The following is a 25,525-nucleotide window of genomic DNA, read 5'->3' as shown; positions in this document are numbered from 1 at the left end:
GGGAGTAAGGAAGCGGAGTCCGGCGCGGGGAGTGGAGCCCGGCGCGAGGAAAGGGAGACCGTCCGATGCACACCGTCACCCTCACCCGTGCGCCCTCCCTCGGTCCTGTTCTCGCCAGGGGCGCCCTCCTCTCCCCGGGCAAGAGCCGCAGACTCCCGCGCGTGGCGGCCTCCGGACTCCTCTCCCCCACCATGCTGCCCCGGCTCGTCCTCCCGGATGTCCGGATCGACCTCGCCCGGCTCGCCGCGTACGAGCGGGTCTGCGGGTTCCCCACCGGGGAGGACGCCGTTCCGCTGACGTACCCGCACGTCCTCGGGTTTCCGTCCGCCATGCGGATCATGGCCGGCCGGGACTTCCCGCTGCCCCTCCTCGGGCTCGTGCACACCTCGATCGAGATCACCCGACGCCGACGACTGCCCGCCACCGGGGAGTACGAGATCACCGTGTACGTCGACGCGCTGACGCCCCACCGGCGCGGCACCGAGGCGACGGTCGTCACGGAGGTACGGGACGGGGCGGAGGCCGGCGGCGGGGCCGGGGACGGGGCAGGGGACGGGGCCGGGATCGCGTGGGAGTCCCGGAGCACGTATCTGGCGCGGCACGGGAGCGCGGACGCGCGCGGGGACGAGCCCGTGCGGCACAAGCGGCGGGGTGAGGCTCGACGTGACGGGGAGAGGGGTGCTTCCCGGGAGGGGTGGGGCGGCGGGAGCGAGTCAGTCGGGGGTGGGCGGGAGGGCGTGCCCGTCGTGGTCGAGTGGCGGTTGGGCGGGGATGTCGGGCGGCGGTACGGGGCCGTGTCCGGCGACCGGAACCCGATTCATCTGCATCCCCTCGGCGCCCGGCTGTTCGGTTTCCCCCGGCCCATCGCGCACGGCATGTGGACCGTCGCCCGCTGCCTCGCCGAGCACGGCGCGCCCCCGGCGACCCTCGTCCGCGCGGAGTTCCGGGCGCCGGTGCCGCTGCCGGGGGCAGTGACGTATCTGGCCGACGGGCGGGCGTGGGGTGGGTTCGAGCTACGCGGGAGCGGGGCGGCGGGGCCGGCCGACGGCGCCGGGTCAGGTGGGTCGGGTGGGTCGGGTGGAGGGCGTGTTCATGTGCGGGGGCAGGTGTATCCGCTCGTCGCCTGAGTGGGGGGTCGGGCGCGGGTCCGGTGGGGGCTGGTCGCGCAGTTCCCCGCGCCCCTGAAAGGCCTACGGCCATTTCGGGCCGAGAAAGCAGGGGCGCGGCCCCGCTTTTTCCCCCTCACGTCGCGGCCGGTGGTGTCCAAGGGCGCCCCTCCATCAGGTCGCCCAGGCCGGCCCACGCGAAGTTCATCAAGGTCGTCGCGGCCTGGCGGGCGGTGATGCCGGGGGTCGCGTTGGCCCAGGCGGCGAGCGCCTCGGCCGCGCCGACGAGCCCCTCGGCCAGACCGGCGACCTCCCGCTCGGGCAGGGACGGGTCACGCCGGGCCTCCCGCGCGGCGACCAGGATCAGCCCGGTCACGAACGCGACCATCTCCTCCCGCATCGCCGCCACTTCGGCGGCGAACGGCTCGCCGTGCGTACGGGCCTGGAGGTGCAGGACGGCCCAGGCGTCGGGGTTGCGCGCGGTGTGCGTGAAGAACGCCCCCAGCCCCTCCCAGAGTTGGCGGTCGGCGGGCAGTTCGGGGTTCACACCCGCGCGGACGGCCGTGGTGAGCGCCTTGGCCTCGCGGCGGATGCAGGCCGTGAAGAGGTCTTCCTTGGAGTTCAGGTACAGGTACACCAACGGCTTGGACACACCCGCCAGTTCGGCGATCTCGTCCATCGACGCCGCCCGGTACCCACGCTGCCCGAACGTCCGCACCGCCGCGTCCAGCATGTGCTGTTCCCGTACCGCACGAGGCATCCGTTTGCTCTTCACAGCACCCATGCGGGCAAGCGTACGGTTCCGACGGCGGGGAGGGACCTGGGCGTCGGGCGGATGATCGCGTTTCGCGGGTCGGCGAGCTCGGCTGCCGAGGGTGTGCGGACAGGCCGCGGAGGGTTCGCCGGGGGGCGCGGAGGGTCTGCGGTAGGTCCTACGACGCCTTGCCGGACGTCGGCTGGGCAGCCACCGTGTCCGCCGTGTCCGCCTTGGCGGCCTCTTCGGTCCCAGCGGTCTCGTCGGTCCCGGCAGCGTCGTCGGTCTCGGCGGTCGCCCGCGGGCCCGGCGTGCGGGCCGCGTCGTCGGCCTCGTCCTCCTGGCTGCGGTTGGCCGCGAGGTTGGACTTGACGCGGCCGATGGAGCGGTCGAGGTGGGGGGCGATCTGGGCGGAGGCCCGGTCGCGCTCCTTGCGGAGGGCGACGAAGCTGATCGGCGCGGAGACCAGGAGCGCGAGCACGACCATCCACATGCCGTTGGACGCGCCGAGGCCGCGCGGGGCGACGCCGGAGTAGACGAGGGCCCAGACGACCACGAAGCAGCCCACGAAGATACCGAGGCGCATCAGTGTGTAGCGGAGCATCTCAATCCACTCTTCCGTATCCGTTCCGAACAGTGCCACCGTCGTTCGCAGGGCATCGTCCAGTGAAGCACGGTCGGGGGGCGATCTTGCACGGGGGTGCGGGGCCTCAGATCAGCGGCAGGAGCATCGTGACGTCGTCGCGGTGGTCGTCGGGGGCGACGCGTATGGCGCCGGGGACGCGGCCGACCTCCTTGTAGCCGCAGGAGGCGTAGAAGCGTTCCAGGCCGAGGCCGCCTCGGCAGGTGAGGCGGATGGCGTCTATGCCGTCGAAGTCGCGGGCCGCGGTCTCGGCCGCCTTCATGAGGTCGCGGCCGTAGCCCTTGCCCTGGTGGGAGGGGTGGACCATCACCGTGTAGAGCCAGACCCAGTGGGTCATGAGGCGGTGGGTGTTGAAGCTGAAGAAGGCGGTGGCGGCGGGGGTGCCGGTGTCGTCCAGGCCGAGGAGGAGGCGGTGTCTGCCTTCTGCCATGGCGGTGAGGTGCTTGAGGAGTTCCGGGCGGATGGTTTCTCGGGTGACCGGGGGGACGAAGCCGACGGCTCCGCCGGTGTTGGTGACGTCTGTCCAGAGGGTGAGGATGCCGTCGTGGAGGGTGGGGGTGAGGGGTGGGTCCAGGTGGAACGTAAGGGGCATGGGGTGACCGTAACCATTACGCGCGGCTCGTCTCAAGAGGGATTCGCCCCCGCCGCCCCTACCCGTCCCATCCTCAAGGGGCTGCGCCCCTTCGACCCCCAAGCGTCCGTCCGGTGGGGGCTGGTCGCGCAGTTCCCCGCGCCCCTGAAAAAGCGGGGCTGCGCCCCTGCTTTTTCGGCCCCGAAAGGCCGGAGGCCTTTCAGGGGCGCGGGGAACTGCGCGAGAAGCCCCACGCACCCGCACCCGAACAACCGGCCCGCTTCAGACCCGCATCGGCTGTGGGGACTCGCGACGCGCCGGGTTCGGGCCCTCGTACTCTCGGATGATCTCGTACCTCGTGTTGCGTTCGACGGGGCGGAAGCCGGCGTCGCGGATGAGGTCGAGCAGGTCCTCGCGGGTCAGTTTGTTCGGCGTGCCGTAGTTGTCCGCGTCGTGGGTGATCTTGTACTCGACGACCGAGCCGTCCATGTCGTCGGCGCCGTGCTGGAGCGCCAGTTGCGCGGTCTGGACGCCGTGCATGACCCAGAAGACCTTGACGTGGGGGACGTTGTCGAACAACAGCCGCGACACCGCGAAGGTCTTCAGGGCCTCCGCGCCCGTGGCCATCTGGGTGCGGGCCTGGAGGCGGTTGCGGACCTTGCCGTCCTTCATGTCCACGAAGTCGTGCTGGTAGCGCAGGGGGATGAAGACCTGGAAACCGCCGGTCTCGTCCTGGAGTTCGCGCAGGCGCAGGACGTGGTCGACGCGGTGGCGCGGCTCCTCGATGTGGCCGTAGAGCATGGTGCTCGGGGTCTTGAGGCCCTTCTCGTGCGCCAGGCGGTGGATCCGCGACCAGTCCTCCCAGTGGGTGCGGTGGTCCACGATGTGCTGCCGGACCTCCCAGTCGAAGATCTCCGCGCCGCCGCCCGTCAGCGACTCCAGCCCCGCGTCGATCAGCTCGTCCAGGATCTCCGACGCCGTCAGACCGCTGATCGTCTCGAAGTGGTGGATCTCCGTGGCCGTGAAGGCCTTCAGCGAGACGTTCGGGAGGGCGGCCTTCAGCTCCTTCAGGGAGCGCGGGTAGTAGCGCCACGGGAGGTTCGGGTGCAGGCCGTTGACGATGTGCAGCTCGGTGAGGTTCTCGCCCTCCATCGCCTTGGCGAGCTTCACGGCCTCCTCGATGCGCATCGTGTACGCGTCCTTCTCCCCCGGCTTGCGCTGGAAGGAGCAGTACGCGCAGGAGGCCGTGCACACGTTGGTCATGTTGAGGTGACGGTTGACGTTGAAGTGGACGACGTCGCCGTTCTTCCGCGTCCGGACCTCGTGCGCCAGACCGCCCAGCCAGGCCAGGTCGTCCGACTCGTACAGCGCGATGCCGTCCTCGCGGGTCAGCCGCTCACCGGAGCGGACCTTCTCCTCCAGCTCGCGCTTGAGCCCGACGTCCATGCCCACACCCTCCACCGATCAACCGCCTCTACGACCTCACCCACCGTACGCCTACCGCCCTACTCCTCTTCCGGCAGCTCACCCACCCGGTTCTCCCACTTCGTGGAGAGGATGATCGTCGTACGGGTGCGGGAGACGCCCTTGGTGCCGGAGAGCCGGCGGATGGTCTTCTCCAGGCCGTCGACGTCGGGGGCGCGCACCTTGAGCATGTACGAGTCGTCGCCCGCGATGAACCAGCAGTCCTCGATCTCGGCCAGCTCCCGCAGCCGGTCCGCCACGTCCTCGTGGTCGGCGGCGTCGGAGAGCGAGATGCCGATGAGCGCGGTCACGCCGAGGCCGAGCGAGGCCGCGTTGACCGTGGCGCGATAGCCCGTGATGACACCGGCCGCCTCCAGCCGGTTGATGCGGTCGGTGACACTGGGTCCCGACAGTCCGACGAGGCGCCCCAGCTCCGCGTAGGAGGCCCGGCCGTTCTCCCTCAGGGCCTGGATGAGCTGCCTGTCCACCGCGTCCATGCGATCGGTTGCCTTCCGCTGAAGAGTTGAGTTGTGGGTACTGCTCGGTTGTTCGTCAGAGATACGCGCCGGGGAGCGCGGGCCGGTGTGGGGGTGGGTGTGGGTTCGGGTCTCGTGCGGGCAGGGTGACGCGTACGGGTCAGTCGGTCGCACCGGAAGCGCGCGCCCCGCCCACCTCGCCCTCCCAGCGCCGGTACAGGGTGTGCGGGACGCCCGCCGCGTCCAGCGCCCGTCCGGCGACGAAGTCCACCAGGTCCTGGATGTGCGTGGCCCCCGCGTAGAACGCCGGGGACGCGGGCAGTACCGTCGCGCCCGCCTCGTCCAGGGTCACCAGGTGCCGCAGGGTCTGCCCGTTCAACGGGGTCTCGCGTACGGCGACCACGAGCCGCCTGCCCTCCTTGAGGGTGACGCTCGCCGCCCGCTGCAGGAGGTCCTTGGAGAGCCCGAGGGCCACGCCCGCGACGCACGCCGTCGACGCGGGGACGATCAGCATCCCCTTGACGGGGTACGAGCCCGAGGAGGGTCCGGCGGCCAGGTCGCCCGCGCTCCAGTGCCGTACGCGATCGCCCTCGACGTTCACCGGGAAGGTCCCGGGCTTGCCGTCGGCGCCGCGGGACAGCCATTCCCGCAGGTCGTCGCGCCAGTGCGCGTCGCGGAAGGGGATTCCCGTCTCGTCGAGCAGGGTCAGCCGCGAGGCCCGGGACACCACGAGGTCGACACTCTCGCCGGCGGCGAGGAGCGCGCGCAGCACAGCCGCGGCGTATGGGGTGCCGGATGCGCCGGACACCCCTACGATCCAAGGCGTACGCGGCGTCTTCCCTGGCTTGACTGGGTTCACGACACCGAGCCTATCCGGCGGCGCGCGGCGGGAACCGGTCAAGGGGGCCCGGCCGTTTCCACGAAGGACGCGTGAGGTCGGGACGGGGGTTCGACATGGCTGGTGGAGTGCGAGGGGCGCTGGGTCCCGAGCGGGAGTGGTCGCGCGGGGACCGCGCGAAGGCGGCGGCCAAGCTGATGGTGGGCTGGGTGGCGCTGCTGTGGATCCTGGAGGCGGTCGACGTGGCGACCGGCCACGCCCTGGACGACTTCGGGATCGTGCCGCGTTCGGTGCCCGAACTGGTCGATGTCGTGCCCGCGTCGTTCATCCACTTCGGCTTCGGCCATGTCGCGGCGAACAGCGTGCCGTTGCTGGTGCTGGGGTTCCTCGCGGCGCTGGGCGGCCTGCGCCGCTTCGCCGCCGTCTGCGCGCTGATCATCGTGGCGGACGGGCTGGGGGTCTGGCTCATATCCCCGGACAACACCAACACCGCCGGTGCCTCCGGCGTCGTCTTCGGGCTCTTCGGGTTCCTCGTCGTCACCGGCTTCGTCGAGCGCCGGCTGCTGGGGGTCGCGGTGGGCGTCCTGGTCGCGGCCGTCTGGGGCGGCGCGATCCTCGGCGGCATCGCCCCGAACGCGACCGGGATCAGCTGGCAGGGCCACCTGATCGGCCTGGTGACGGGGGTGGTGGCGGCGTTCGTGTTCCGGCGGCGTCCCTCCCGCACGGCGCTCACGTCGTAGGGCGCGCCTTCGGGTCCACGGGGAGACGGCCGGTGGCAATGGTGAGCTTGCCGAGCGGGGTGTCGAGGGTCAGGTCAGGGCCGTAAGGGATGGTGTCGCGGCCCTGGTAACCGTCGGGGCCGGGGTTCCACATCATGACGCAGTGGCTTTTGAGCGGGTCGAAGATCAGGTAATTGGCGATGCCACGAGAGGCGTACCAGTGGGGCTTGACTTCATAGTCGCGGCGGATGCTGCCCTGGGACACGACCTCAACCACAATCTCGATGAGGTCGGGTGAGTACGCGCCCTGGTTCTTCTCCACTTCCGCCGCGGGAATGATCGCCACGTCCGGGCAGAACTCGTTCTCCTCGTCGAAGGGGAAGGCCACATCGCTGGTAAAGCCCCATTCGTCGGCCACCTGCTCCTGCAGGGCGTTCCACACGAGCCGGATGGTCTCCGCGTGGTGCGGCTTGACCGGACTCATCATGATGCTGCCCTCGACAATCTCCATGTGATAGCCGGGGAACATGTCCTCGAACCGGCTGAGCTGCGAGTGCAGGCGGTCAATGCCCGAGACGGTCACGCTGGCCTCCCTGGGGTCCTGCCCTCGATGGTAGGCCGACGGTAATCAGAGGGTCAGACCCCGAACCAGAAGATCCAGCAGCGCGCACACGAACAGGGCGATGCCGATGAAGCCGTTGACGGAGAAGAACGCGCGGTTCAGGCGGGACAGGTCGTGGGGGCGGACGATGGTGTGCTCGTAGACGAACGCGCCCGCGACGATCGCGAGGCCCAGCCACAGGAACGCGCCCGCGTCGGTGAGGACCGCGTACCAGGCGAACAGGGCCGTCGTCAGGGCGTGGCAGACCCGGGCCGCCCAGATCGCCGCCGGGATGCCGAAGCGGGCCGGGACCGACAGGACCCCGGACTCGCGGTCGGATTCGACGTCCTGGCAGGCGTAGATGAGGTCGAAGCCGCCGATCCAGACGCCCACCGCGAGGCCGAGGACGACCGCCTCCCACGACCACTCCCCCGTGATGGCGAGCCAGCCGCCGACCGGGCCCATGGCCTGGGCGAGGCCCAGGATGGCCTGGGGGTAGTTCGTGAACCGTTTGCCGTAGGGGTAGACCACCATCGGGATCACGGCGACGGGGGCCAGGGCCAGGCAGAGCGGGTTCAGCAGCGCCGCCGAGCCGAGGAAGATCACGACCGCGATCAGGGCGCCGGTCCACGCGTGCTTGACCGACATCGCGCCGGTCACCAGCTCGCGGTGCGCCGTGCGCGGGTTCCGCGCGTCGATCTCGCGGTCGATGATCCGGTTGACCGCCATGGCGAAGGTGCGCAGGCCCACCATGCAGACGGTGACCAGGAGCAGCCGCACCCAGTGGATGTTGCCGTCCAGCTGGAACATGGCCGTGAGCGCGGCGATGTACGCGAAGGGCAGGGCGAAGATCGAGTGTTCGATCATCACGAGGCGCAGGAAGGCCTTGGTGCGGCCCGGCTGTTGCGGGAGAGCCGCCGACGCGCTGGTCACAGGCCGTACTCCTTCCAGCGGCGGTCGACCAGCGCCGCCGTGGCCGGGTCCGACTCGACCATGTCGGGCCAGCCCCCGTCCCGTGTGTAGCCCTCCTCGATCCACTTCCTCGTGGCGTCGATGCCCGCCTTGCCGCCCCAGAACTGCTGGTAGGAGGCGTGGTCGAGGTGGTCCACCGGGCCCTCGACGATGGAGAGGTCGCGGGAGTAGTCCGTGTTGCCGAGGGCGCGCCAGGCGACCTCGTGGAGGTCGTGGACGTCGCAGTCGGAGTCCACGACCACGATCAGCTTGGTCAGGGACATCATGTGGGCGCCCCAGATCGCGTGCATGACCTTCTGCGCGTGCTTGGGGTACTTCTTGTCGATCGAGATGATCGCGCAGTTGTGGAAGCCGCCCGCCTCGGGGAGGTGGTAGTCCACGATGTCCGGGACGATGATCTTGAGGAGGGGGAGGAAGAAGCGTTCCGTCGCCCGTCCCAGCGGGCCGTCCTCGGTCGGCGGCCGACCGACCACGATCGACTGGAGCAGCGGGCGCTTGCGCATCGTCACACAGTCGATCTTCAGCGCGGGGAACGGTTCCTGTGGGGTGTAGAAGCCGGTGTGGTCGCCGAAGGGGCCCTCGGGGAGCATCTCGCCGGGCTCCAGCCAGCCCTCGATCACGACCTCCGCGTTCGCCGGCACCTGCAGCGGCACCGTCTTGCAGTCGACCATCTCGATCCGCTTGCCCGCGACGAACCCGGCGAACAGGTACTCGTCGATGTCACCGGGGAGCGGCGCGGTGGAGGCGTACGTCACGGCGGGCGGGCAGCCGAACGCGATCGCGACCGGCAGCCGCTCGCCCCTCTTCGCCGCCACCTGGTAGTGGTTGCGGCTGTCCTTGTGGATCTGCCAGTGCATCCCGATGGTGCGCTTGTCGTGGCGCTGGAGGCGGTACAGACCGAGGTTGCGTACGCCGGTGTCGGGGTGCTTGGTGTGGGTGAGCCCCAGGTTGAAGAAGGAGCCGCCGTCCTTGGGCCAGGTGAACAGCGCGGGCAGCCGGTCCAGGTCCACCTCGTCGCCCTGGAGGACCACCTCCTGGACGGGCGCGCTGTCCGACTTCACCTTCTTCGGCGGGACGTGCGCCATGGCGCCGAGCTTGCCGAACGCCTCGCGCACGCCCACGAAACCCTGGGGCAGTTCGGGCTTGAGCAGGCCGCCGATCTTCTCGCTGATCTCGCCGTACGACTTCAGCCCGAGCGCCTTCAGCAGGCGGCGGTCGGTGCCGAAGACGTTCATCGCGAGGGGCATCGCGGAGCCCTTCACGTTCTCGAAGAGCAGGGCGGGGCCGCCGGCCTTGTTGACCCGGTCGACGATCTCCCCGACCTCCAGATAGGGGTCGACTTCGGCCTTGATGCGCTTGAGATCGCCCTCGCGCTCCAGTGCGCGGAGCAGGGAGCGAAGATCGTCGTAAGCCATGGGGTCCAGTATCCCCGAGGGGCTACCCTGACCCCGTCACGGGGCCCAGTGCACGGCCCCGCCACCGCTTCCAGGGGGCTGTTCCATGCTCAGGCTGTTGATGTACCTCGTGCCGTTGGCGCTGACCATCTACGCGTTCATCGACTGTCTCAACACCCCCGAGGACGAGGCGAAGCACCTGCCGAAGATCGCGTGGGTCTTCATCATCCTGCTCTTCTGGATCGTGGGACCGATCGCCTGGCTCGCCGCGGGCAAGCTCCGCAGCGTCCCCGCCGGGGGGCGCACGCCCTCGGAGTGGCACCGCAACCACCGCACGGAGTACGTCGCGCCCGACGACAACCCCGAGTTCCTGAAGTCCCTCGCCGAGGACAACAAGAAGGACGAGTCGCTCCTGAAGAGCTGGGAGGCCGACCTGCGCCGCCGCGAGGAGGAACTGAAGCGGCAGGAGCGGGACAACGGCGAGACGGGCGGCGCCCAGAACGAGAAGCGGGACAAGAAGGACGGCGAGGAGGCATAACGCCGCCACCGACCGACCGGCGGGCTCCGGTTGGCCACCGCCCCCCGTGGGCCACCGGGCGCCGGTCGGCCGTCGGGCAGCGGCCAGCCTCGGGCACCGGGCGCCGGTCGGCCGTCGGGCAGCGGCCAGCCTCGGGCACCGGGCGCCGGTCGGCCGTCGGGCAGCGGCCAGCCTCGGGCACCGGGCGGCGGGCGGGCTCGGACAGCCATGGGGCTTCGGAAGCCGTCGAGCGTCAGACAGCCGGCTGGCGCCAGACAACCGGCGGGCGGCGGCAACCGGCGGGCGTCAGAGAGGCCTCGGGCACCGGGCGGCCGATGGGCGACGGGGACGGGCAGGGGTCGGGCACCGGTCGGCCGTCGGGCCCCCAGCCAACCTCGGGCACCGGTCGGCGGGCGGCTGCCGGTCCGGGAGCCGGCGGCGGGTGGCGGGCGGCTGCCGGCCCGGCGGCCGGCGGGCGTCAGACAGCGTCGGGCACCGGGCGGGCGGTTGGCGGCCGGCATCCCGCGTCAGTCCTTCAGTTCCTGGCCCTTCTTGTCGACGACGCCGACCTCCAGTAGGGCCTCCTCGTCCGTGCCCAGGTATTTGAAGGTGTTCTTGTCGAAGACCCATACGTCAGGGTGGTCGGCCTCGCCGAAGGCCAGGCCGACGCCCTGGCGGCCCACGGCGTCCTCCGCCTTCTCGACGACCCGGACGCCGGAGATCTTGGCGGCCACGCGGAACAGCGCGCCGTTGAGTTCGGGCAGCAGCTGCGCCCCCCGGAGCATCGTCGTGATGTATTCCATGGCGGCCTCCTCATGCGTGGGGCCCTGGCCGCGCGTCTCCGCCCACACCTTGTCGTAGAGCTTGTCGGGGTCCGTGGGCAGCGACCGCAGCTCGTCGTAGTAGCTGTGGTCCCGGTCCGCGCCGAGCGTCATGTACTCGACGTCGTCCATCGACCGCGCCAGGGGTTCGTCGACGACCTCCCCGTTCATGTCCCGGGCCAGCGGCTGCCCCTCCAGCCAGGTGGTCCGGGCGAGTCCGTTCCGGCTGCCGTCGGCGGAGATCCAGTCGGTCCGCCGGAACGGGTAGTCGGTCTCCGAACCCGGCCCGTCCTTCCCCTCCTTCCCCTCCTTCCCTCTGTCCGTGCTCTGGCCACCGCCCGCCGAGGCCGCCGAGCCCCTCGACACGCCCTGCGTCGCGATGTAGAGGAACTGGTCGTCGCGGACGGGCGTGGGCTCGCCGTCCGTCGCGGCGGTGGCGACGCGCCGCAGCAGCCCGGCCGCGTCCTGGTCGTCGTCGGCGGACCCCTGGCCGACAACGCCGGTCGCGACGACGGTGGCGAGGACGGCGGCGGCCACGCCGAGCGGCAGCGCGACGACGGCGCACCGGCGGCGCGTGCGCCTCCCCGTCTCCGGCGCGCGCGTCCCGGTGATCCGTACGGTGGCCTCGCCGGTCAGCTCCTGCATGAGGTGGTCCTCCAGTCGCGCCAGCCGGTCGTCGGACAGGAGCGGTTCGCCGGGACTGGGCAACAGCCGTGCCAGCTCCGCACGTTCCGCGTCGTGCACGGGGTTCGCGTTGTGCAAGTGGTTCGCGTTGTTCAAGGGGTTCATCGGCCTCTCTCCTGTGCCTGTGCCCGTGCCTGTGCCGGGGCCTGTGTCGGACCGACCGGCTCGGTGCGGTCGACAGGTATCTGTCCGCCGCCGGGGAGGGGTCTCGTTCTTCCGCGTTCGGGGTGCTGTGCGGGGCGCCGTTCGGGCCGCCGTGCCAGTTCCGCCTCGGCGAGACCGCGCAGCCGCTGCCGGGCGCGGGCCAGCCGCGACCGTACGGTGCTGACGGGCACCCCGAGGGCGTCGGCGGCGGCCGCGTAGCTCAGCCCCGACCACACGCACAGCGCGAAGACCTCGCGCTCACGGCGGCGGAGTTTGGCGAGGGCCGCGTGGGCGGCGGCGAGCCGGTCGGCGTCCTCCATCCGGCCGACCAGGGCGTCGGCGAAGTCGGGCACGGTCTCGCGTTCGGCGTGTCGTTCCGGTAACCGGGCGAGGGCGGCGCTGTGCCGGCGGGCGGCGCGGCGGGTGTTGCGCAGCACGTTCGTGGCGATCCCGAACAGCCAGGCCCGCAGACTGGCGTCACCACCACCGTCAGCACCGCCGTCACCACCACCGTCACCACCGCCGTCTTCCAACTCCGCGTCCGACAGCAGCTTCTCGCGCAGTCGCCAGGCTTCCAGGAAGGTCAGGGAGACGACGTCCTCCGCCGCGTTCCGGTCGGCCGTCAGCCGCGCGGCATGGCCGTACACCGCTTGTGCGTGCGCCCGGAAGAGCGCGCTGAACGCCTCCGGATCGCCGTCCCGTACGCGTGCCCGCAAAGATTGCTCCACGCCTTCCCCTGTCCGCCCGCCCCCGCCCGTCCCTGTGTCCCCGGTCACACAGGAATCGCTCTCCCGCCGCGCCCCAACCGCCCTACCCTTCCACCCGATGCCCGCTCCCGGCCCACCTCCCAGCACCCCCGTCCGCCTCCGCCCCGTCGACCTCGCCCGGCTCTCCGGTGTCTCCACGCAGCAGATCCGCAACTACGAGGAGGCCGGAGTGCTGCCGCCGGTGCCGCGCACGGGCTCGGGGTACCGGTTCTACGGGGAGACGCACCGGCGGGCGCTGCTGACGTACCGGGCGCTGTCGAAGGGGTACGGGGCCGTCGTGGCGACGCGGATCATGCGGACCGTGCACGAGGGGGACGTACCGGGGGCACTGGCGCTGGTGGACGAGGCGCACGCGGCGCTGCACGCGGAGCGGGTGGCGTTGCGCGCGACCGGGGAGGCGCTCCGGGCGCTGGCCGGGGAGCCTCCGGAGGAGGACGTTCCCGCGACCGACCTGCTGATCGGCGAGGTCGCGGCGCTGCTCGGTGTGCGGACGTCGACGCTGCGCGTCTGGGAGGCCGCCGGCCTGCTCTCGCCCCGGCGTGAACGCGGCACCGGCTACCGCCACTACGCCCCCGACGAGGTGCGCGACGCCCGTTTCATCCTCGCTCTCCGCCGCAGCCACTACCTTCTCGACGACATCCGCCCCGTCCTCGAAGACCTCCGCGCGGAGGGCGGCACGGAGGCCCTGCGCACCGCGATCACCACCCGCCACACCGCCCTGACCGCCCGCACGGCGGCGATGCTGGAGGGCGCGGGCCACCTCCACACCTATCTGACCTGACGCGCGACACCACCCACCGGCCCCGCACCCGGTCCCACGCCCCGCCCATCACACCGTCGCCCCCGCCCCATGACGCGTCCCGGCACCTCCCGGGGTGGCATATGCCTTGTCCAAGGACGATGATGGACAAAGGGTAAGAAGGTGATGATGACGAACGGCCGGGAGTCGGAGAAGCAGCGTTCCTCGTCGCGGCAGGAGCCCGCCGAGGAGCGGCTCTCCGCGCCCGAGGCCATGCGGAGCGCGATCGAGCAGCTCTCCCAGTTGCTCGGGCGCGCTCCCGAGTCCGTTTCCGCGCTGAAGCCGACCGACGAGGGCTGGGAGGCCCAGGTCGAGGTCATGGAGCTGGAGCGCATCCCGCAGACGACCAGCGTGATGGCCGCCTACCGGGTGTCTCTGGACCCCGCGGGCAAGTTGCTGGCGTACGAGCGCGGACGCCGGTACACGCGCGCGCAGACCGACCGGGGCTCCCCCCGCTGACCGCCGAGCCACGGCCGCCGCCGACGAACCCGGCGGCCGTCGGTGCCATGGCCCGCGGCCCTCGCCGGACGGCTTCCCGTACTCGGAGGGAAGAGATCGTGACTGTGGTGCCGCAGAGCGAGGGCGGCGCCCTCGCCCCCCGTGGCGGTGGCGGGGGCTCGGGGAACCTCTACGACGTGCTGGAACTCGTCCTCGACCGGGGCCTTGTCATCGACGCGTTCGTCCGCGTCTCCCTGGTGGGCATCGAGATCCTGAAGATCGACGCCCGGGTCGTCGTGGCCAGCGTCGACACCTATCTGCGCTTCGCCGAGGCGTGCAACCGACTCGACCTGGAATCGGGGCGCAAGGCCCCCTCCCAGCTGACGGACATCGTCGGGGACGCCACCGAGTCGGGCGCTCGCGGCAAGAGCAAGGGGGCGCTCACCGGGGCGGTCGAGGCCGTCACCGACTCGCTCCAGAAGAGGCGGGGCGACGACGACGAGGAGGTGGAGCACGCGCCCAGGCGCGAGAAGCAGCGCGCGAGCTCCGGGCGGAGCGCTTCGAGCCGCCGCGCCTCCCGGGACCGTGAGGAGTGAGCGAGCCGATGTCGGTCTACGTCTACGCGATCACCAAGTCGGCGCATCCGCTGGGCCTGGACGACGTCAAGGGCGTCGGCGAGGACCCCACCCCCCTGCACGCCGTCAGCAACGGCGAGCTGAGCGCCGTCGTCAGCGAGGCCCCCGAGGACCTGTCGGTCAGCCGCCGGGACGTGGAGGCGCACCAGGATGTCCAGCAACAGCTGTGGGCCGACGGCACGATCCTGCCGCTGAGCTTCGGTTTCGTCGCCCCGGACGAGGCCGCCGTGGAGGCGCTGCTCCAGGAGCAGGCCGAGGCGTTCTCCCAGCGTCTGGACGCACTCACGGGGCGCGCGGAGTTCAACGTCAAGGGCGTACTGGACGAGGACACGCTCCTGCGCGCCGTCCTGACGGAGTCCGCGCGGGCGCGCGAGCTGAACGACGCGATCCGTGAGGGCGGCGGCACGTACGAGGACCGCCTCGCGCTCGGCGAACTCGTGGCCCAGGAGGTGCAGAGCCGGCAGGAGGCGCTCGGCGAGGAGGCGCTCGCCGCGCTGCGGCCGTACGCCCTGGACGAGCGGCTCGCCCCGCCCTCCCAGCAGTACTTCGTGAACGTCTCGTTCCTGGTGGACGGCGAACGGGCGGACGAGTTCGCCGAGGCCGGCGGGGAGCTGGCCGAGGCCCTGGGAGAGGGGGTGGAACTGCGGCTGCGCGGCCCGCTGCCGCCGTACAGCTTCGTCTGAGCTTCGTACGACAGCCCGAGCTTCGCATGAGCTTGGCACGACCGTCCGAGCTTCGTATGACCGTCACATGACCTGGGAGGCGATGTGGTGGGACTGGTCGGGACCATTCTGACGTTGCCGGTCGCCCCGGTGCGGGGCGTCGCGTGGGTGCTCGACAAGGTGCGGCAGGCCGCCGAGGACGAGTACTACGACCCGGGGCCCGTCCAGGAGGAGCTGGTGAATCTGGAGCGGGCGCGAACCGAGGGGCAGATCGACGAGGAGGCGTTCGCGCGGCGCGAGGCGGAGTTGCTGGGGCGGCTGGAGGAGATCAGCGCCTACCGGCTGCAGCAGCAGAGGGAGACGGAGTCATGAACAACGCCACCATGGGCGCGGCCGTCCTCGGCGGTTATCTGCTGGGGCGGACGAAGAAGGCCAAGCTCGCCCTCGGCCTCGGTGCGCTGCTGGCCGGCTCGCAGGTCCGGCCCGGGCAGCTGGGCAAGGCGCTCGACGCCCCGTTCCTCAGCGACCTCACCCGTCAGGTGCGGTCCGAGCTGGCGGGCGCGGGCAAGGCCGCGGCGACCTCCGTGCTGTCGTCGAAGGCCGACAACCTGGCCGGTGCCCTGCACGAACGCACCGCGGGACTGCGGGAACGGGCCGAGGGCAACGGCGGCGCGCACGACGACGAGCCCGAACCCGAACCCGAGGACGAGGTCGAGGACGAGGACGAGGTCGAGGACGAGGACGAGGGCACGGCGGAGGACGAGAGCCAGGACAAGGGCAAGGCCAAGGGCCAGGCCAGGAGCCGCAAGAGCACCCCGCAGTCGAGGAGCACCGCGCAGTCGAGGAGCACCCCGCAGTCGAGGAGCACCGCGCGCCCGAAGAAGAAGACCGCCGCCGCGAGCCGTACCAGGAGCGGCAGTGGCACACGGTCGAGGAGGCAGGACGATGGCTGAGCGCGGAACGGCGAAGGGCGGCTCGGCCGGCGGCACCGGCACCCTCGACAGGGCGGAGGAGGACTCCGGCCGGAACACCGGCACGTCCCGGCTGAAGGAAGAGCTGGAGGACTACATCGAGGCCCGGCTCTCCCTGATGCTCCAGAACGTGGGTCACGGGCTCGGCGAGGGCGCGCGCAAGCTGGGCGACATGAGCACGGGGGCGCTGACGTCGACCGCGTCCCACGCCAAGGACGCGCTGGTCGACAAGGCGAAGGGCGCCACGGGCAAGGCGAAGGACGCCGTCGGCGAGAAGGCCGGGGACGTCATGGAGAAGGCGAAGGACGCCGGCGCCAAGAAAGGTGGGAAGAACCCCGAGGGCGGCAGCGGCAAGGGGCACACCATCATCGAGGACATCGACGTGGGTGTGCCGGTGCGCGAGGCGTACGACCAGTGGACGCAGTTCCAGGAGTTCAGCCGGTTCGCCAAGGGCGTCGTCGCCGTCGACCAGCAGGACGACACCACCACCCAGTGGCACGTCAAGGTCGCCAAGTCCAACCGGCACTGGCGCGGAAACATCACCGAACAGGTGCCCGACGAGCGCATCGCCTGGACGTCCGAGGGCGACAAGGCGACCACCAGGGGCGTCGTCACCTTCCACCCCCTCGGCGACAACCTCACCAAGGTGCTGCTGGTCCTGGAGTACTTCCCCAAGGGGCTGTTCGAGAAGGTCGGCGGCCTGTTCCGGGCCCAGGGCCGCCGCGCCCGCCTCGACCTCAAGCTCTACCGCACGTTCGTCATGATGCGCGGCGAGGCCACCGGCGGCTGGCGCGGAGAGATCCGCGAGGGAGAGGTCCAGGAGCCGGAGGACGAGGAAGAGAACGAGGAAGAGGACACCGAGGGCCGGTACGACGAGGACGAGCCCGAGGACGAGGAGGAGCGCGAGGACGAGGAGGAGCGCGAGGACGAGGAGGAGCCCGAGGCGAAGCACGCGGACGAGCCCGAGGACGAGGACGAGGAAGACGACTGGGAGGACGAGGACACCGACGAGTACGAGGACGACGACGAACCCGACGAAGAACCCGACGAGGAAGTCGAAGCAGAACTCGTAGACGAAGACGAAGACGAAGAGGACGTAGAACCCGAGCGAGAGGCCAGATGACCCGTGACCCAGTCCGGCTCCGCCTCCCCCGTCCCCTCGCCGTCGCGCGGCGCCTACCCGTACGGCGGCGGCCAGGGCTCCAGCGCGAACCTCGCCGACATCCTCGAACGCGTGCTCGACAAGGGCATTGTCATCGTCGGCGACATCAAGATCAACCTCCTCGACATCGAGCTGCTCACCATCAAGCTGCGCCTGCTCGTGGCCTCGGTCGACAAGGCCAAGGAGATCGGCATCGACTGGTGGGAGCACGACCCGGCCCTCTCCTCCCGCGCGTCCCGCTCCGACGGCCGCCGCTCCCTCGCCGACGAGAACGAACGGCTGCGCGCCGAAGTGAAGGAGCTGCGCCGACGCGTCGAGAAGTCCCCTCGGGAGCTGTCCCCGAGCGCGTCGGCCGAGCGCCCGCGCAGGGAGCCCCGCCGCAAGGAGGCCGCGGAGGCCGCCCGTCCGCCGGAGCCCCGCCGCAAACGCCGCAAGCCGGTGAACGTCGACACCGAGGACGAGGACGACGACCGTGGCTGAGGAAGGCCCCGGCCGACCATGAGCGCGTACAGCGAAGGCGACGCGTACGACGACCACGACGGCCGAACCACGCACGACGACCACAGCCGTGTCGAGTACTACGACAGCGACGGCCCAGCCGCATACGACCACAGCGACCGCCCCCTCAGCGGACGCCAGGTGGCGCTGATCGATCTGCTCGACCGGCTTCTGAGCGGCGGGGTCGTCCTCACCGGGGACCTCGTCCTGAGCATCGCGGACATCGATCTCGTACGGGTGTCGCTGCGCGCGGTGATCGTCGCCGTCCGCGAACAGATGGACGAACAGTGGGCGCTCCCGCTGTCGGAGCGGCCGCCCGTGGAAAGCGGGGAAGGAGGCGACGACCATGGCGACCCCGAGGCCCCTGCCTGACGGCGGCCCCCCCATCGACCGTCTCCGTGAGGTGTCCGCGGCCGCGACCCGCGCGTTCTCCCTCCTGCCCGCCCGGCCGGAAGAGGTCGCGCCGCCGCCCCCGACCCGGGGCGAAGCCGTGGCGCGGCGGTTGCGCACCGACCCCGACACGGTCGAGCGGGACCTCGTCCGGCTCGTCCTCACCATCGTCGAACTGCTTCGCCAGCTGATGGAGCGCCAGGCCCTGCACCGCGTCGACCGGGGCGGGCTGACCGAGGAGCAGGAGGAGCGCCTCGGCATGACCCTGATGGTCCTGCACGAGCGCATGACGGAACTCTGCGACCGCTACGACCTCACCCTGGACGACCTCAACCTCGACCTCGGCCCCCTGGGCACCCTCCTCCCGCCGCCCTGATCCCGCGCCGTGCCGCGCACGTGACCGCCGCGTGTCGCGGGCAGAGTGGGGTCATGGACCATTCTGTGACGCCGGGGAGCACGCCCCGTGTCCCCACCATCGATCTGCGCCCCTGGCTCGACGGCGGCCCCGACGACCGCGCCAGGATCGCCCGGACCGTCGACGAGGCGCTCCAGAGCGCCGGTTTCCTGCTGGTCACCGGCCACGGCGTCGATCCGACCCTCCGGACGCGCATCCGGGAGGCCGCGCGCGCTTTCTTCGTCCTCCCCGTGGAGGCCAAGCAGGCCTACGAGGTGAAGGTCGGCGGGCGCGGCTGGCTGGGGCCCGGCGCCGAGGCGAACGGGTACGCCGAGGGGACGGAGACCCCGCCGGACCTCAAGGAGTCGCTGACGTTCGCGACGCACGAGCCGTTCGACGACCCGGTCGTGAACGCCGAGTGGTACGCGCCGAACGTGTGGCCGGCGGAGGTGCCGGAGCTGCGGGCGCTCTGCGAGGAGTACCTGGCGCGGATGGCCGAGCTGGAGAACCTGCTGCTCTCGCTCCTCGGCGAGGCCCTCGGGCTGGAGCCGGACTTCTTCTCCCGCCACATGCGCCACCCCACCTACGGCTTCAACATCAACTGGTATCCGGGGACGGACGTCATCGGCGACCCGGTGCCGGGTCAGTTCCGGATCGGCCCGCACACCGACTTCGGCACGGTCACCATCCTCGACCGGCAGGCCGGGAAGGGCGGGCTCCAGGTCTACACGGACGAGGGCGGCTGGGAGGACGCCCCGTACGACCCGGACGCCTTCACCATCAACATCGGTGACCTGATGGCCCGTTGGACCGGCGACCGCTGGCGTTCCGGACGCCACCGCGTGCTGCCGCCGCCGGCCGACGAGCCCGCCGAGGAGCTGATGTCGCTGGTGTACTTCGGCGAGTGCACGCCCGGCACGATCGTGGAATCCGTCCCCGCGCCCGTCGGACGGGTGGCGTACCCGCCGGTGGACTCGCACGCCTACCTGCGGGCGCAGCTGGACTCGATCACCGTCGACTGACCCGCGCCACGGGACCCCTTCCGCCTCAGAACCCATCCACCACGGAACCCTTCCGCCCCGAAGCCCGTCTTCCCCCGCGTCACCTTGTATCGAGTGTTTGACACAAGATCCCGGCCCACGGCATCTTGTACCCACCGCTTGATACAAGATGATCCGGGGGGATCCACCCATGCTCGACACCGCCCCGCTCCAGGATCGGCTCCTCGACCACGCCGATCACTACGCCCGCTGGTCCGGTCTGGCCATCGGCCTGGTGGTCGCGCAGGCGCTGTCCACGTTCGGGCACATCGAGTTCGAGCAGCGCGTGGTGTTCTGCCTCACGGCCTTCGGCCTGTGCGCGGTGGCCGGTGTCCTCCTCGCCGACGCCCTCACCCTGCGCCCGCAGGAGGCGGTGCGCACGGCGAGTCTCGCCCCGCGCCTGGTCAGAGACCATGTACCACCGCGCATGGGCCCCCTGATCGTCCTCCAGGGCGTCTCCCTGGTCGTCCTGCTGGTGATCACGGCCGCCACGGCGTCCGGCGACCCCGACCGAATGTTCATCACCGGGAAGGTCGTCGACGTCACCTGCAACGGGATGCGCGCGACCCTCGGCCCGTGGCCCGGCCTGTTCTACAGCCTCCCGATGTTCGGCGCGCTCGCCATAGCGACCCCCACCTGCGTCTGGGCCCTGCGTCGCATAGCGCACGGCCCGGGTGAGGAACAGCAGCGCCGCGACCGCGCGTGGGCGGTCACCGGGGCCTGGGGCCTGCTGGTGTCGAGCCAGCAGTTGTACGCCGTCCTGATGGTCTCCGTCTCGCTGACGGAGACGGGCTGCGCCGGCACGCTCGGCGCGATCACCTTCTGGGTCTTCTACCCGCTGGCCCTGCTGAACGTGTTCACCGTCGCCTGGTCCCTGGTCACCGTGGTCGCGCCCCGCGCGGTCGAGGACGGGACGGCCGAGGACGAGGCGGCCGAGGACGGGGCACCCCGACGATGAATGAGGCCGCCGTCCGCGTCGACACCACCAGCCAGGTCCCGCCGTACGAGCAGATCCGCGCGCAGCTCGCCGCGCTGATCGTCACCGGCCGGCTGGCCGAGGGCGAACGGCTGCCGACCGTACGCCAGTTGGCCACGGACCTCGGTCTGTCGCCGGGCACCGTGGCCCGCGCCTACCGCGAGCTGGAGGCCGCCGAGCTGATCCGCACCCGCCGGGGCGCCGGGACCCGGGTGGCCGCGCCCCGGACCGGCCCCACCCGCCCGCACGCCGCCCAACTCGCCACCCTGGCACGCGACTTCACGTCCTCCGCCCGCGCCCTGGGCGCCGACACCGAGGCCATCCTGACCGCGGTACGCGACGCCCTGGGCCCCGACAGGCCCTAGCTGGACCCGCGCCTCCAGAAGGTGACGCCGAGGACTCCGCCCACACCACTGCCCAGCGCCAACCCGATCGCCAGGTTGTCGAAGACCGCCACTCCCAGCGTGATTCCGACGGCGACACCGAACAGCATGCCCACGGCAAGCCCGACACCCAAGGGCGATGCCCCATCGCCCGCGTCACGCCCGCCGCCCTCGTGGATCTCCTGATTAGCCATTCGATCATTCTGTCGAACCGGCGGGTGAAGAGAACAGCCGGCACGGCCACCCTCAGGAGGGAGCCTCCTCCAACGGCTCCAGCACCGAGTAGTCCCCGAAGCTCCGCCGGTAGCGCAGGTGCCGCGTCTCCTGCGTGTGCCTGCGCTGCCACTCCTCCACGGCCGCCGGATCACTTTGCACGCCCGACTCCGCGCCGCACTCCGTCTCGTCGCCCGACACACACCGCGCCTCGTACTCCGGCTCCGCCGTCACGTCCTGCGCGATGACGTACGGCACGTAGCGGAAGACGCGGCGGGTGCGGGTGCTCCCGCCGTGCTCCCGTCGCTGATGGTGACGGAGCAGCACGTTCGCGTCCGTCTCCGCGCTGCGGTCGTACCTCGCCCGTGCCTCGTCCCGCCGTACGGCCAACTCGGCGCACGCCGTGCACCCCGTCACCGGAACGGGGGGCGGGCCCAGGGGCTCAAGTTGACGCAACGTCACACCCTCCTCTTCGTACGGCGGTTGGCCGCCCTGACCTGCGCCGCGAGGCGCTCCGCGGGAGTCGCCGGCCGCAATGTCGCCGGATCCGCCTCCCACTCCCGGCCGCCGCCCACGGGACGCAGCATCGCGTACGGCCCGACCCTGTCCCGGTACTCCCCCACGCGCCGCGTCCGCGGATCGTAGACAAGCTGTCCCTCTGGTTCCACGCGCACTCCACAGCCCTGTTCGTCACTCTGGGTGTATCCAGCGTCGCCGACGGGAACGGTCGATATCAACGCGGGACGTGTGGCACTGGGCTTTGGCACGCACCGGTCACAGGGGGGACGTGACGATGAAGCGGAACGCGGAGGGGTCCGGCGGAGCGAGCAACGCCGCGCTGTTCGGCGAGGTGCTGCGGCACTACCGCGAGGCAGCACTGCTGACGCAGGAGGCGTTGGCGAGGCAGATCCCTTGCGACCGCTCACAGGTGGCGAAGATCGAGGCGGGCACGAGAGTGCCCAGCGATCAGTTCGCGAAACGGTGCGACGAAGTGCTGGATACGGGTGGGGTATTGACCCGGATGTGGGCCAAGGTCGACTGGTACCCGGAGGTCGTGCATCCGGACTGGTTCGAGCGCCGGGCGCAAATGGAAGCCGAGGCAACGGCTGTCATGCAGTACACAGCCAGCATCGTGCCGGGCCTGATGCAGACCGAGGAGTACATGCACGAGGTATTCGCCCGCTACCACGGCGACAGTGTGCCGGTGCAGGAACGCGTGAGGGCACGACTCAGCCGCCAGCAGCGCTTCCTGTCCCCGGAGGGGCCGCTTCATGTCACGGTTCTGGACGAAAGCTGCCTGCGCATCATCGTGGGAAGCGCACAGATCATGCGGAACCAACTCGCCCACCTGCTGGAGTTGGGCCGCCGCCCCAACATCCGCATGCAGGTGATCCCGTTCGACAACCCCGGAATCGTCCGCCCCGCATCCTCCATGACCCTGCTGACGCTGCCCGACGGGCACCAATGGGTGTACTCCGAATCCCTGGATCTCGGCCATTTCAGCGATGAGCCAGCCGTCCTCGCTCGGCACCGGCGAGCCTATGATGTGCTCAGGGCGGACGCGCTATCGCCCCGCGAATCAGCCGCTCTGATCAGCGACTTGATGGGAAGGTACGAGCACCATGAGCAGTCTCGATCTGAGCGCGGCGGTCTGGATCAAGAGCAGCTACAGCCAAGGGAACGGCGGCGACTGCGTCGAAGTGGCCCCCCGTATCCCCGCCGTCGTCCCCGTCCGCGACAGCAAGAACCCTGACGGGCCCGTACTGGTCATCAACCGTCCCGCCTGGCTCTCCTTCATCGACGCCGTACGGTCGGAGTCGTAAGCGAACGGGCAGGACCCGTCGTACTCCGAAACAACTGCCCCTTGCTCCACAGCTGTTGATAACCACAGCAGCTATGACAACGGCAACGACACCGACCCCCGCCCTCTTCGACATACCCAGGGCGTACGAACACTCCCCCGAACTCCCCTTCGTGGTGCTGGCGGGAGCCCGTGGGCTCGGCAGGAGCACGGCGCTGCGGGAGCTGTGCGCGGCCTTCCGGGGGCGGAGCCCCGTCGCGTTGGTCGACGGGGAGGAGAGCCGGTTCGACCGGCCTCCCCCGGGTCGGCCCCCCACGTCGTGGTCGCCGGCGTACGAGGCGGTGACCGTAGTCGCCGAGCAACTGGCGGAGCCGCTGGGCGCGGCCGGGCGGATCACGTTCCCCCGGCTGGCGTGCGGGCTGCTCGCCGTCGCGGCCGGTGGCTGGGGGGACCGTGGGCTGTCGCGGATCTGCGCGGAGGCGGAGCGGGTGCTGCTGCTGAGCGACGCGGGTGGCTGGCTGGCGGGGCGGTGGGTGGGCAGGGCCGTGGCGCGGCTGGTGTCGTCGCTGTCGGATCAGGGGCCGGTGGTCGAGGCGACCGTCGAGGCCGCGTTGGAGGCGTTCAGCGAGGGGATGTCGTCCTCGCACCGGCGGCTGCGCAGGGGTGCCGTCTGGTATCGCGACCATCCGTACGCGGCCGGGAACCCCAAGCTCGGCCTGGTCCTCCTCTCCCGGCACTTCCACGCGGGCGGCGACGCCCGCACGCACGCCGAACACCACCTCGTACGGGCGCTGCTGGCGGACCTCGACGACGCGTACGCGGGGGTTACGGGGGTCGTACCGCGTCCGCAGCGGGCCGGGCGACCGGTGGTGCTGCTGGACAACGTGCAGGAGGCGGCGGGGCGGCGGCTGATGGAGTCGGTGCTGCGGGCCCGCGCGGACGGCCGGCGCGACCAGGTGGCGTTCTTCGCCGGACTGCGGGGGCAGGGCCACCCCGCCCTGCGGAACGCGACCCGCCGCACGCTCGCGGAGGCCACCCGTGGGGCCGACTGGGCACCCGGCGGTACGCCCTCCTCGCACGCCCTGCTGGTGTCGTTGCCGCCGCTCTCCCCGGACGACACGCGGCACGCCCTGGAAGGGGCGTGTCCCGGGGCGGCGATCCCACCCCTCCTCCCCTTCACCGTCCACCGGTTGACCGGCGGCAACCCCCTCGGCACGGCGCTCCTCGCCGCGTCGGCCGGACGGAACCTCCCCCGGGGGCTCACCACGCCGGCCGATCTGCTGCTGGCGGAGGACGGCGGACGCCGCGCCTACGAGTCCGTGCTGGAGCGCCTCCTCCCCGACGAGGACCACCTCGACGAGCTGGCCGTCCTCTCCCTGGCCCACGACCACGAATCGGCGGTCGTCCTGGCCGAGTCCCAACTCCCGGTCGGCTTCGGCGAGTCGGGCGTACGGGCCTTGTCGGGCCGCTTGGCGGCGGAGGGCCACGCGCCCTCCCCCGACCACTTCGTGGGCGACCCGTTCCTCCGGGCCCTGCTCCTGCTGCGCCTGCGCCACGGGACCGCCGCCCGGCCCGGCCGCCGCCCGGACCACCCGGTGTGGTGGGACGCCCACCGCACCCTGGCGGCCCACTACGGCAGCGCCCGCCCCTCGCACCGCGCCCACCACGAACTCGCCCTCGGCAACCCGGACTTCGCGGTCGCCCACCTCCACGACACGTACCACTCCGCGGCCCCCCGGGACTGGCTCACCTCCCTCACCTTCATCACGTCGGCCCCGCACCACACCCCGGACGACACCCGCATTCCCACCGCCCTCGACGCGGCCGGTCCGGACCCCGACCTCCGGCTGCGGGTACGCCGCGTCCTCCACGCGGCCCGCCGGACGACGGATCCCTTCTCCCCACCGGCCCCCGAGGACGCCGGCCGCCTCCGCCGCGACCTGGCGTCCCTCCTCCCCGAAGCGGCCCTCTAGACGGCGGGGGCCGGGGTCAGCGCTTGAGCGTGAAGGTGAAGTCGTCGGAGAGCTTGCCGGTCAGCCGCTCCGCCGAGACGAGCCTCCCCTCCGCGATCAGCCTCTCCACCTCGGCCCGCGCCAGACCGCACCCCTCGGCGATCAGCCGCACCGGCCGGAGCGGGATCCGCGCCGCGAAACGGACCGAGACGTCGATGACCTCACGGTCCAGGTGATCCGCTCCGCCGGTGTCGAGGCGCCAGGCGCCGGCCCAGTCCAGGGCGACGCGATTGCGGCGCCGCAGGGTCGGATCCTGGAGCAGCTCGGCCGCCAGGCGGGGGTCGTTGTCGTGCAGTCGGTCCAGCAGCTCGGGTCGTACGGAACGCACGTTCGTCCGTTCCAGGACCGTGAGCTTGGCGGTCTCCCCGCACCCGGTGCAGAGCACCAGGAGCCAGGCGTCGATGAGCTTGTGGTGGGCGTTGACACGGAACTTGCCGTTCGCCCGGAAGCGCTCGGCGGCGCAGGTGTGGCAACGGCGGAGAACAACAGGCAGGCAGGTGGGCATGACCACCCAGTCATGGAGCACAGAAGTACACCGGTTTCAGTGAGAAGTCCGCAGCAAAAATCAGCACGGCACGCAGAGCGCGACGCGCGACAGATCAGCTCTCGGGGGGTCTCACACGGTGTACAACGGCACGTCCTCGCCTCGACGACTCGGGTCGCAGGCACGGTAACGGCGT

Annotated in this window: 33 protein-coding genes; 19 read left to right on the top strand and 14 right to left on the bottom strand. The window is 71.3% G+C overall.

What is annotated here, in order from left to right; all coding sequences use genetic code 11:
* The first annotated feature begins 65 nt into the window (after positions 1-65).
* The gene (locus tag L3078_RS27395; RefSeq protein WP_239756615.1) at positions 66-1,127 is read left to right on the top strand and encodes a MaoC/PaaZ C-terminal domain-containing protein; all 1,062 of its coding nucleotides are present in this window, start codon (positions 66-68) and stop codon (positions 1,125-1,127) included.
* Between the two features lie 115 nt (positions 1,128-1,242).
* Here the strand turns inward: L3078_RS27395 and L3078_RS27390 are convergent, their stop codons facing one another.
* The 6 genes from L3078_RS27390 to L3078_RS27365 all read right to left on the bottom strand — a co-directional run bounded on the left by L3078_RS27390 (position 1,243) and on the right by L3078_RS27365 (position 5,873).
* Positions 1,243-1,890 (bottom strand): TetR/AcrR family transcriptional regulator, encoded by a 648-nt coding sequence (locus L3078_RS27390; protein ID WP_045559338.1) that lies wholly within the window; start codon positions 1,888-1,890, stop codon positions 1,243-1,245.
* A 148-nt stretch (positions 1,891-2,038) separates the two neighbouring features.
* Complete coding sequence (locus L3078_RS27385; RefSeq protein WP_239756614.1) at positions 2,039-2,464, bottom strand: DUF4229 domain-containing protein; 426 nt, start codon at positions 2,462-2,464, stop codon at positions 2,039-2,041.
* A gap of 106 nt (positions 2,465-2,570) precedes the next feature.
* The gene (locus tag L3078_RS27380) at positions 2,571-3,095 is read right to left on the bottom strand and encodes a GNAT family N-acetyltransferase (protein ID WP_239756613.1); all 525 of its coding nucleotides are present in this window, start codon (positions 3,093-3,095) and stop codon (positions 2,571-2,573) included.
* A gap of 261 nt (positions 3,096-3,356) precedes the next feature.
* The gene (gene mqnE, locus L3078_RS27375) at positions 3,357-4,520 is read right to left on the bottom strand and encodes an aminofutalosine synthase MqnE (protein WP_239756612.1); all 1,164 of its coding nucleotides are present in this window, start codon (positions 4,518-4,520) and stop codon (positions 3,357-3,359) included.
* Between the two features lie 59 nt (positions 4,521-4,579).
* Positions 4,580-5,035: an Lrp/AsnC family transcriptional regulator gene (locus tag L3078_RS27370; protein ID WP_184904854.1), complete on the bottom strand. Its 456-nt coding sequence runs from the start codon at positions 5,033-5,035 to the stop codon at positions 4,580-4,582.
* A gap of 139 nt (positions 5,036-5,174) precedes the next feature.
* The gene (locus L3078_RS27365; RefSeq protein ID WP_239756611.1) at positions 5,175-5,873 is read right to left on the bottom strand and encodes a UbiX family flavin prenyltransferase; all 699 of its coding nucleotides are present in this window, start codon (positions 5,871-5,873) and stop codon (positions 5,175-5,177) included.
* Positions 5,874-5,968: 95 nt separating this feature from the next.
* Between L3078_RS27365 and L3078_RS27360 the strand changes: the two genes are divergently transcribed.
* Positions 5,969-6,592: a rhomboid family intramembrane serine protease gene (locus tag L3078_RS27360; protein WP_239756610.1), complete on the top strand. Its 624-nt coding sequence runs from the start codon at positions 5,969-5,971 to the stop codon at positions 6,590-6,592.
* Here the strand turns inward: L3078_RS27360 and L3078_RS27355 are convergent.
* The 3 genes from L3078_RS27355 to L3078_RS27345 are packed head-to-tail and all read right to left on the bottom strand — an operon-like array spanning position 6,582 to position 9,559.
* On the bottom strand, positions 6,582-7,154 hold the full coding sequence (locus tag L3078_RS27355) for a Uma2 family endonuclease (protein WP_239756609.1): 573 nt from the start codon (positions 7,152-7,154) through the stop codon (positions 6,582-6,584). The two genes, L3078_RS27360 and L3078_RS27355, sit on opposite strands and share 11 nt — an antisense overlap.
* Positions 7,155-7,199: 45 nt before the next feature.
* On the bottom strand, positions 7,200-8,105 hold the full coding sequence (gene mqnP / locus L3078_RS27350; RefSeq protein WP_239756608.1) for a menaquinone biosynthesis prenyltransferase MqnP: 906 nt from the start codon (positions 8,103-8,105) through the stop codon (positions 7,200-7,202).
* A complete protein-coding gene (locus L3078_RS27345; protein ID WP_239756607.1) occupies positions 8,102-9,559 on the bottom strand; it encodes a menaquinone biosynthesis decarboxylase in 1,458 nt (485 codons plus the stop codon). Before L3078_RS27345 ends, mqnP begins: the two co-directional genes overlap by 4 nt.
* A gap of 85 nt (positions 9,560-9,644) precedes the next feature.
* On the opposite strand from L3078_RS27345, the gene L3078_RS27340 reads away from it, so the two are divergent.
* The gene (locus L3078_RS27340; protein WP_239756606.1) at positions 9,645-10,076 is read left to right on the top strand and encodes a PLD nuclease N-terminal domain-containing protein; all 432 of its coding nucleotides are present in this window, start codon (positions 9,645-9,647) and stop codon (positions 10,074-10,076) included.
* A 506-nt stretch (positions 10,077-10,582) separates the two neighbouring features.
* Here the strand turns inward: L3078_RS27340 and L3078_RS27335 are convergent.
* Complete coding sequence (locus tag L3078_RS27335; protein WP_239756605.1) at positions 10,583-11,665, bottom strand: CU044_5270 family protein; 1,083 nt, start codon at positions 11,663-11,665, stop codon at positions 10,583-10,585.
* A complete protein-coding gene (locus tag L3078_RS27330) occupies positions 11,662-12,432 on the bottom strand; it encodes an RNA polymerase sigma factor (protein ID WP_239756604.1) in 771 nt (256 codons plus the stop codon). Before L3078_RS27330 ends, L3078_RS27335 begins: the two co-directional genes overlap by 4 nt.
* A gap of 97 nt (positions 12,433-12,529) precedes the next feature.
* Between L3078_RS27330 and L3078_RS27325 the strand changes: the two genes are divergently transcribed.
* The 13 genes from L3078_RS27325 to L3078_RS27265 all read left to right on the top strand — a co-directional run bounded on the left by L3078_RS27325 (position 12,530) and on the right by L3078_RS27265 (position 20,801).
* On the top strand, positions 12,530-13,252 hold the full coding sequence (locus L3078_RS27325; RefSeq protein WP_239756603.1) for a MerR family transcriptional regulator: 723 nt from the start codon (positions 12,530-12,532) through the stop codon (positions 13,250-13,252).
* Positions 13,253-13,399: 147 nt separating this feature from the next.
* A complete protein-coding gene (locus L3078_RS27320) occupies positions 13,400-13,729 on the top strand; it encodes a gas vesicle protein GvpO (RefSeq protein WP_239760488.1) in 330 nt (109 codons plus the stop codon).
* A 98-nt stretch (positions 13,730-13,827) separates the two neighbouring features.
* Entirely contained in the window at positions 13,828-14,304 is a 477-nt protein-coding gene (locus L3078_RS27315; protein ID WP_420864106.1) for a gas vesicle structural protein GvpA, read from the top strand.
* 8 nt (positions 14,305-14,312) lie between these two features.
* Entirely contained in the window at positions 14,313-15,026 is a 714-nt protein-coding gene (locus L3078_RS27310; protein WP_239756602.1) for a GvpL/GvpF family gas vesicle protein, read from the top strand.
* 87 nt (positions 15,027-15,113) lie between these two features.
* Positions 15,114-15,377, top strand: a complete 264-nt coding sequence (locus tag L3078_RS27305) for a gas vesicle protein GvpG (protein ID WP_239756601.1) — start codon at positions 15,114-15,116, stop codon at positions 15,375-15,377.
* Entirely contained in the window at positions 15,374-15,958 is a 585-nt protein-coding gene (locus L3078_RS27300; protein ID WP_239756600.1) for an ABC transporter substrate-binding protein, read from the top strand. Before L3078_RS27305 ends, L3078_RS27300 begins: the two co-directional genes overlap by 4 nt.
* Positions 15,951-17,099, top strand: a complete 1,149-nt coding sequence (locus L3078_RS27295) for an SRPBCC family protein (protein WP_239756599.1) — start codon at positions 15,951-15,953, stop codon at positions 17,097-17,099. Before L3078_RS27300 ends, L3078_RS27295 begins: the two co-directional genes overlap by 8 nt.
* Positions 17,100-17,102: 3 nt before the next feature.
* A complete protein-coding gene (locus L3078_RS27290) occupies positions 17,103-17,618 on the top strand; it encodes a gas vesicle protein (RefSeq protein WP_239756598.1) in 516 nt (171 codons plus the stop codon).
* Positions 17,619-17,777: 159 nt separating this feature from the next.
* On the top strand, positions 17,778-18,008 hold the full coding sequence (locus L3078_RS27285) for a gas vesicle protein (RefSeq protein ID WP_239760486.1): 231 nt from the start codon (positions 17,778-17,780) through the stop codon (positions 18,006-18,008).
* Positions 17,983-18,402, top strand: coding sequence for a gas vesicle protein K (locus L3078_RS27280; protein WP_239756597.1), 420 nt, complete (start codon positions 17,983-17,985; stop codon positions 18,400-18,402). Before L3078_RS27285 ends, L3078_RS27280 begins: the two co-directional genes overlap by 26 nt.
* Positions 18,403-18,455: 53 nt before the next feature.
* Positions 18,456-19,442 carry an isopenicillin N synthase family dioxygenase gene (locus tag L3078_RS27275; protein WP_239756596.1) on the top strand — a complete coding sequence of 329 codons (987 nt, stop codon included), beginning with the start codon at positions 18,456-18,458 and terminating at the stop codon, positions 19,440-19,442.
* 169 nt (positions 19,443-19,611) lie between these two features.
* A complete protein-coding gene (locus L3078_RS27270) occupies positions 19,612-20,418 on the top strand; it encodes a hypothetical protein (protein ID WP_239756595.1) in 807 nt (268 codons plus the stop codon).
* Positions 20,415-20,801: a GntR family transcriptional regulator gene (locus L3078_RS27265; protein WP_239756594.1), complete on the top strand. Its 387-nt coding sequence runs from the start codon at positions 20,415-20,417 to the stop codon at positions 20,799-20,801. Before L3078_RS27270 ends, L3078_RS27265 begins: the two co-directional genes overlap by 4 nt.
* On the opposite strand, the gene L3078_RS27260 is transcribed toward L3078_RS27265, so the two are convergent.
* Together L3078_RS27260 and L3078_RS27255 are read right to left on the bottom strand one after the other, a co-directional pair.
* Positions 20,798-21,013 (bottom strand): hypothetical protein, encoded by a 216-nt coding sequence (locus L3078_RS27260; RefSeq protein WP_239756593.1) that lies wholly within the window; start codon positions 21,011-21,013, stop codon positions 20,798-20,800. The two genes, L3078_RS27265 and L3078_RS27260, sit on opposite strands and share 4 nt — an antisense overlap.
* 52 nt (positions 21,014-21,065) lie before the next feature.
* The gene (locus tag L3078_RS27255) at positions 21,066-21,494 is read right to left on the bottom strand and encodes a DUF7848 domain-containing protein (RefSeq protein WP_239756592.1); all 429 of its coding nucleotides are present in this window, start codon (positions 21,492-21,494) and stop codon (positions 21,066-21,068) included.
* A 331-nt stretch (positions 21,495-21,825) separates the two neighbouring features.
* Between L3078_RS27255 and L3078_RS27250 the strand changes: the two genes are divergently transcribed.
* The 3 genes from L3078_RS27250 (at position 21,826) to L3078_RS27240 (ending at position 24,806) form a co-directional block, all read left to right on the top strand.
* The gene (locus L3078_RS27250) at positions 21,826-22,785 is read left to right on the top strand and encodes a helix-turn-helix domain-containing protein (RefSeq protein WP_239756591.1); all 960 of its coding nucleotides are present in this window, start codon (positions 21,826-21,828) and stop codon (positions 22,783-22,785) included.
* Positions 22,733-22,855 (top strand): DUF397 domain-containing protein, encoded by a 123-nt coding sequence (locus L3078_RS27245; protein WP_237277452.1) that lies wholly within the window; start codon positions 22,733-22,735, stop codon positions 22,853-22,855. Before L3078_RS27250 ends, L3078_RS27245 begins: the two co-directional genes overlap by 53 nt.
* Positions 22,856-22,928: 73 nt before the next feature.
* Positions 22,929-24,806 (top strand): hypothetical protein, encoded by a 1,878-nt coding sequence (locus L3078_RS27240; RefSeq protein WP_239756590.1) that lies wholly within the window; start codon positions 22,929-22,931, stop codon positions 24,804-24,806.
* A 16-nt stretch (positions 24,807-24,822) separates the two neighbouring features.
* Here L3078_RS27240 and L3078_RS27235 read toward each other — a convergent pair whose 3' ends face one another.
* Entirely contained in the window at positions 24,823-25,371 is a 549-nt protein-coding gene (locus L3078_RS27235; protein ID WP_239756589.1) for a DUF1062 domain-containing protein, read from the bottom strand.
* Positions 25,372-25,525 lie beyond the last annotated feature (154 nt).

The sequence above is a fragment of the Streptomyces deccanensis genome (assembly GCF_022385335.1).
GTDB lineage: Bacteria > Actinomycetota > Actinomycetes > Streptomycetales > Streptomycetaceae > Streptomyces > Streptomyces deccanensis.
The sequence above is the reverse complement of the archived record's forward strand: the minus strand, read 5'-3'. Positions and strand labels throughout refer to the sequence as shown.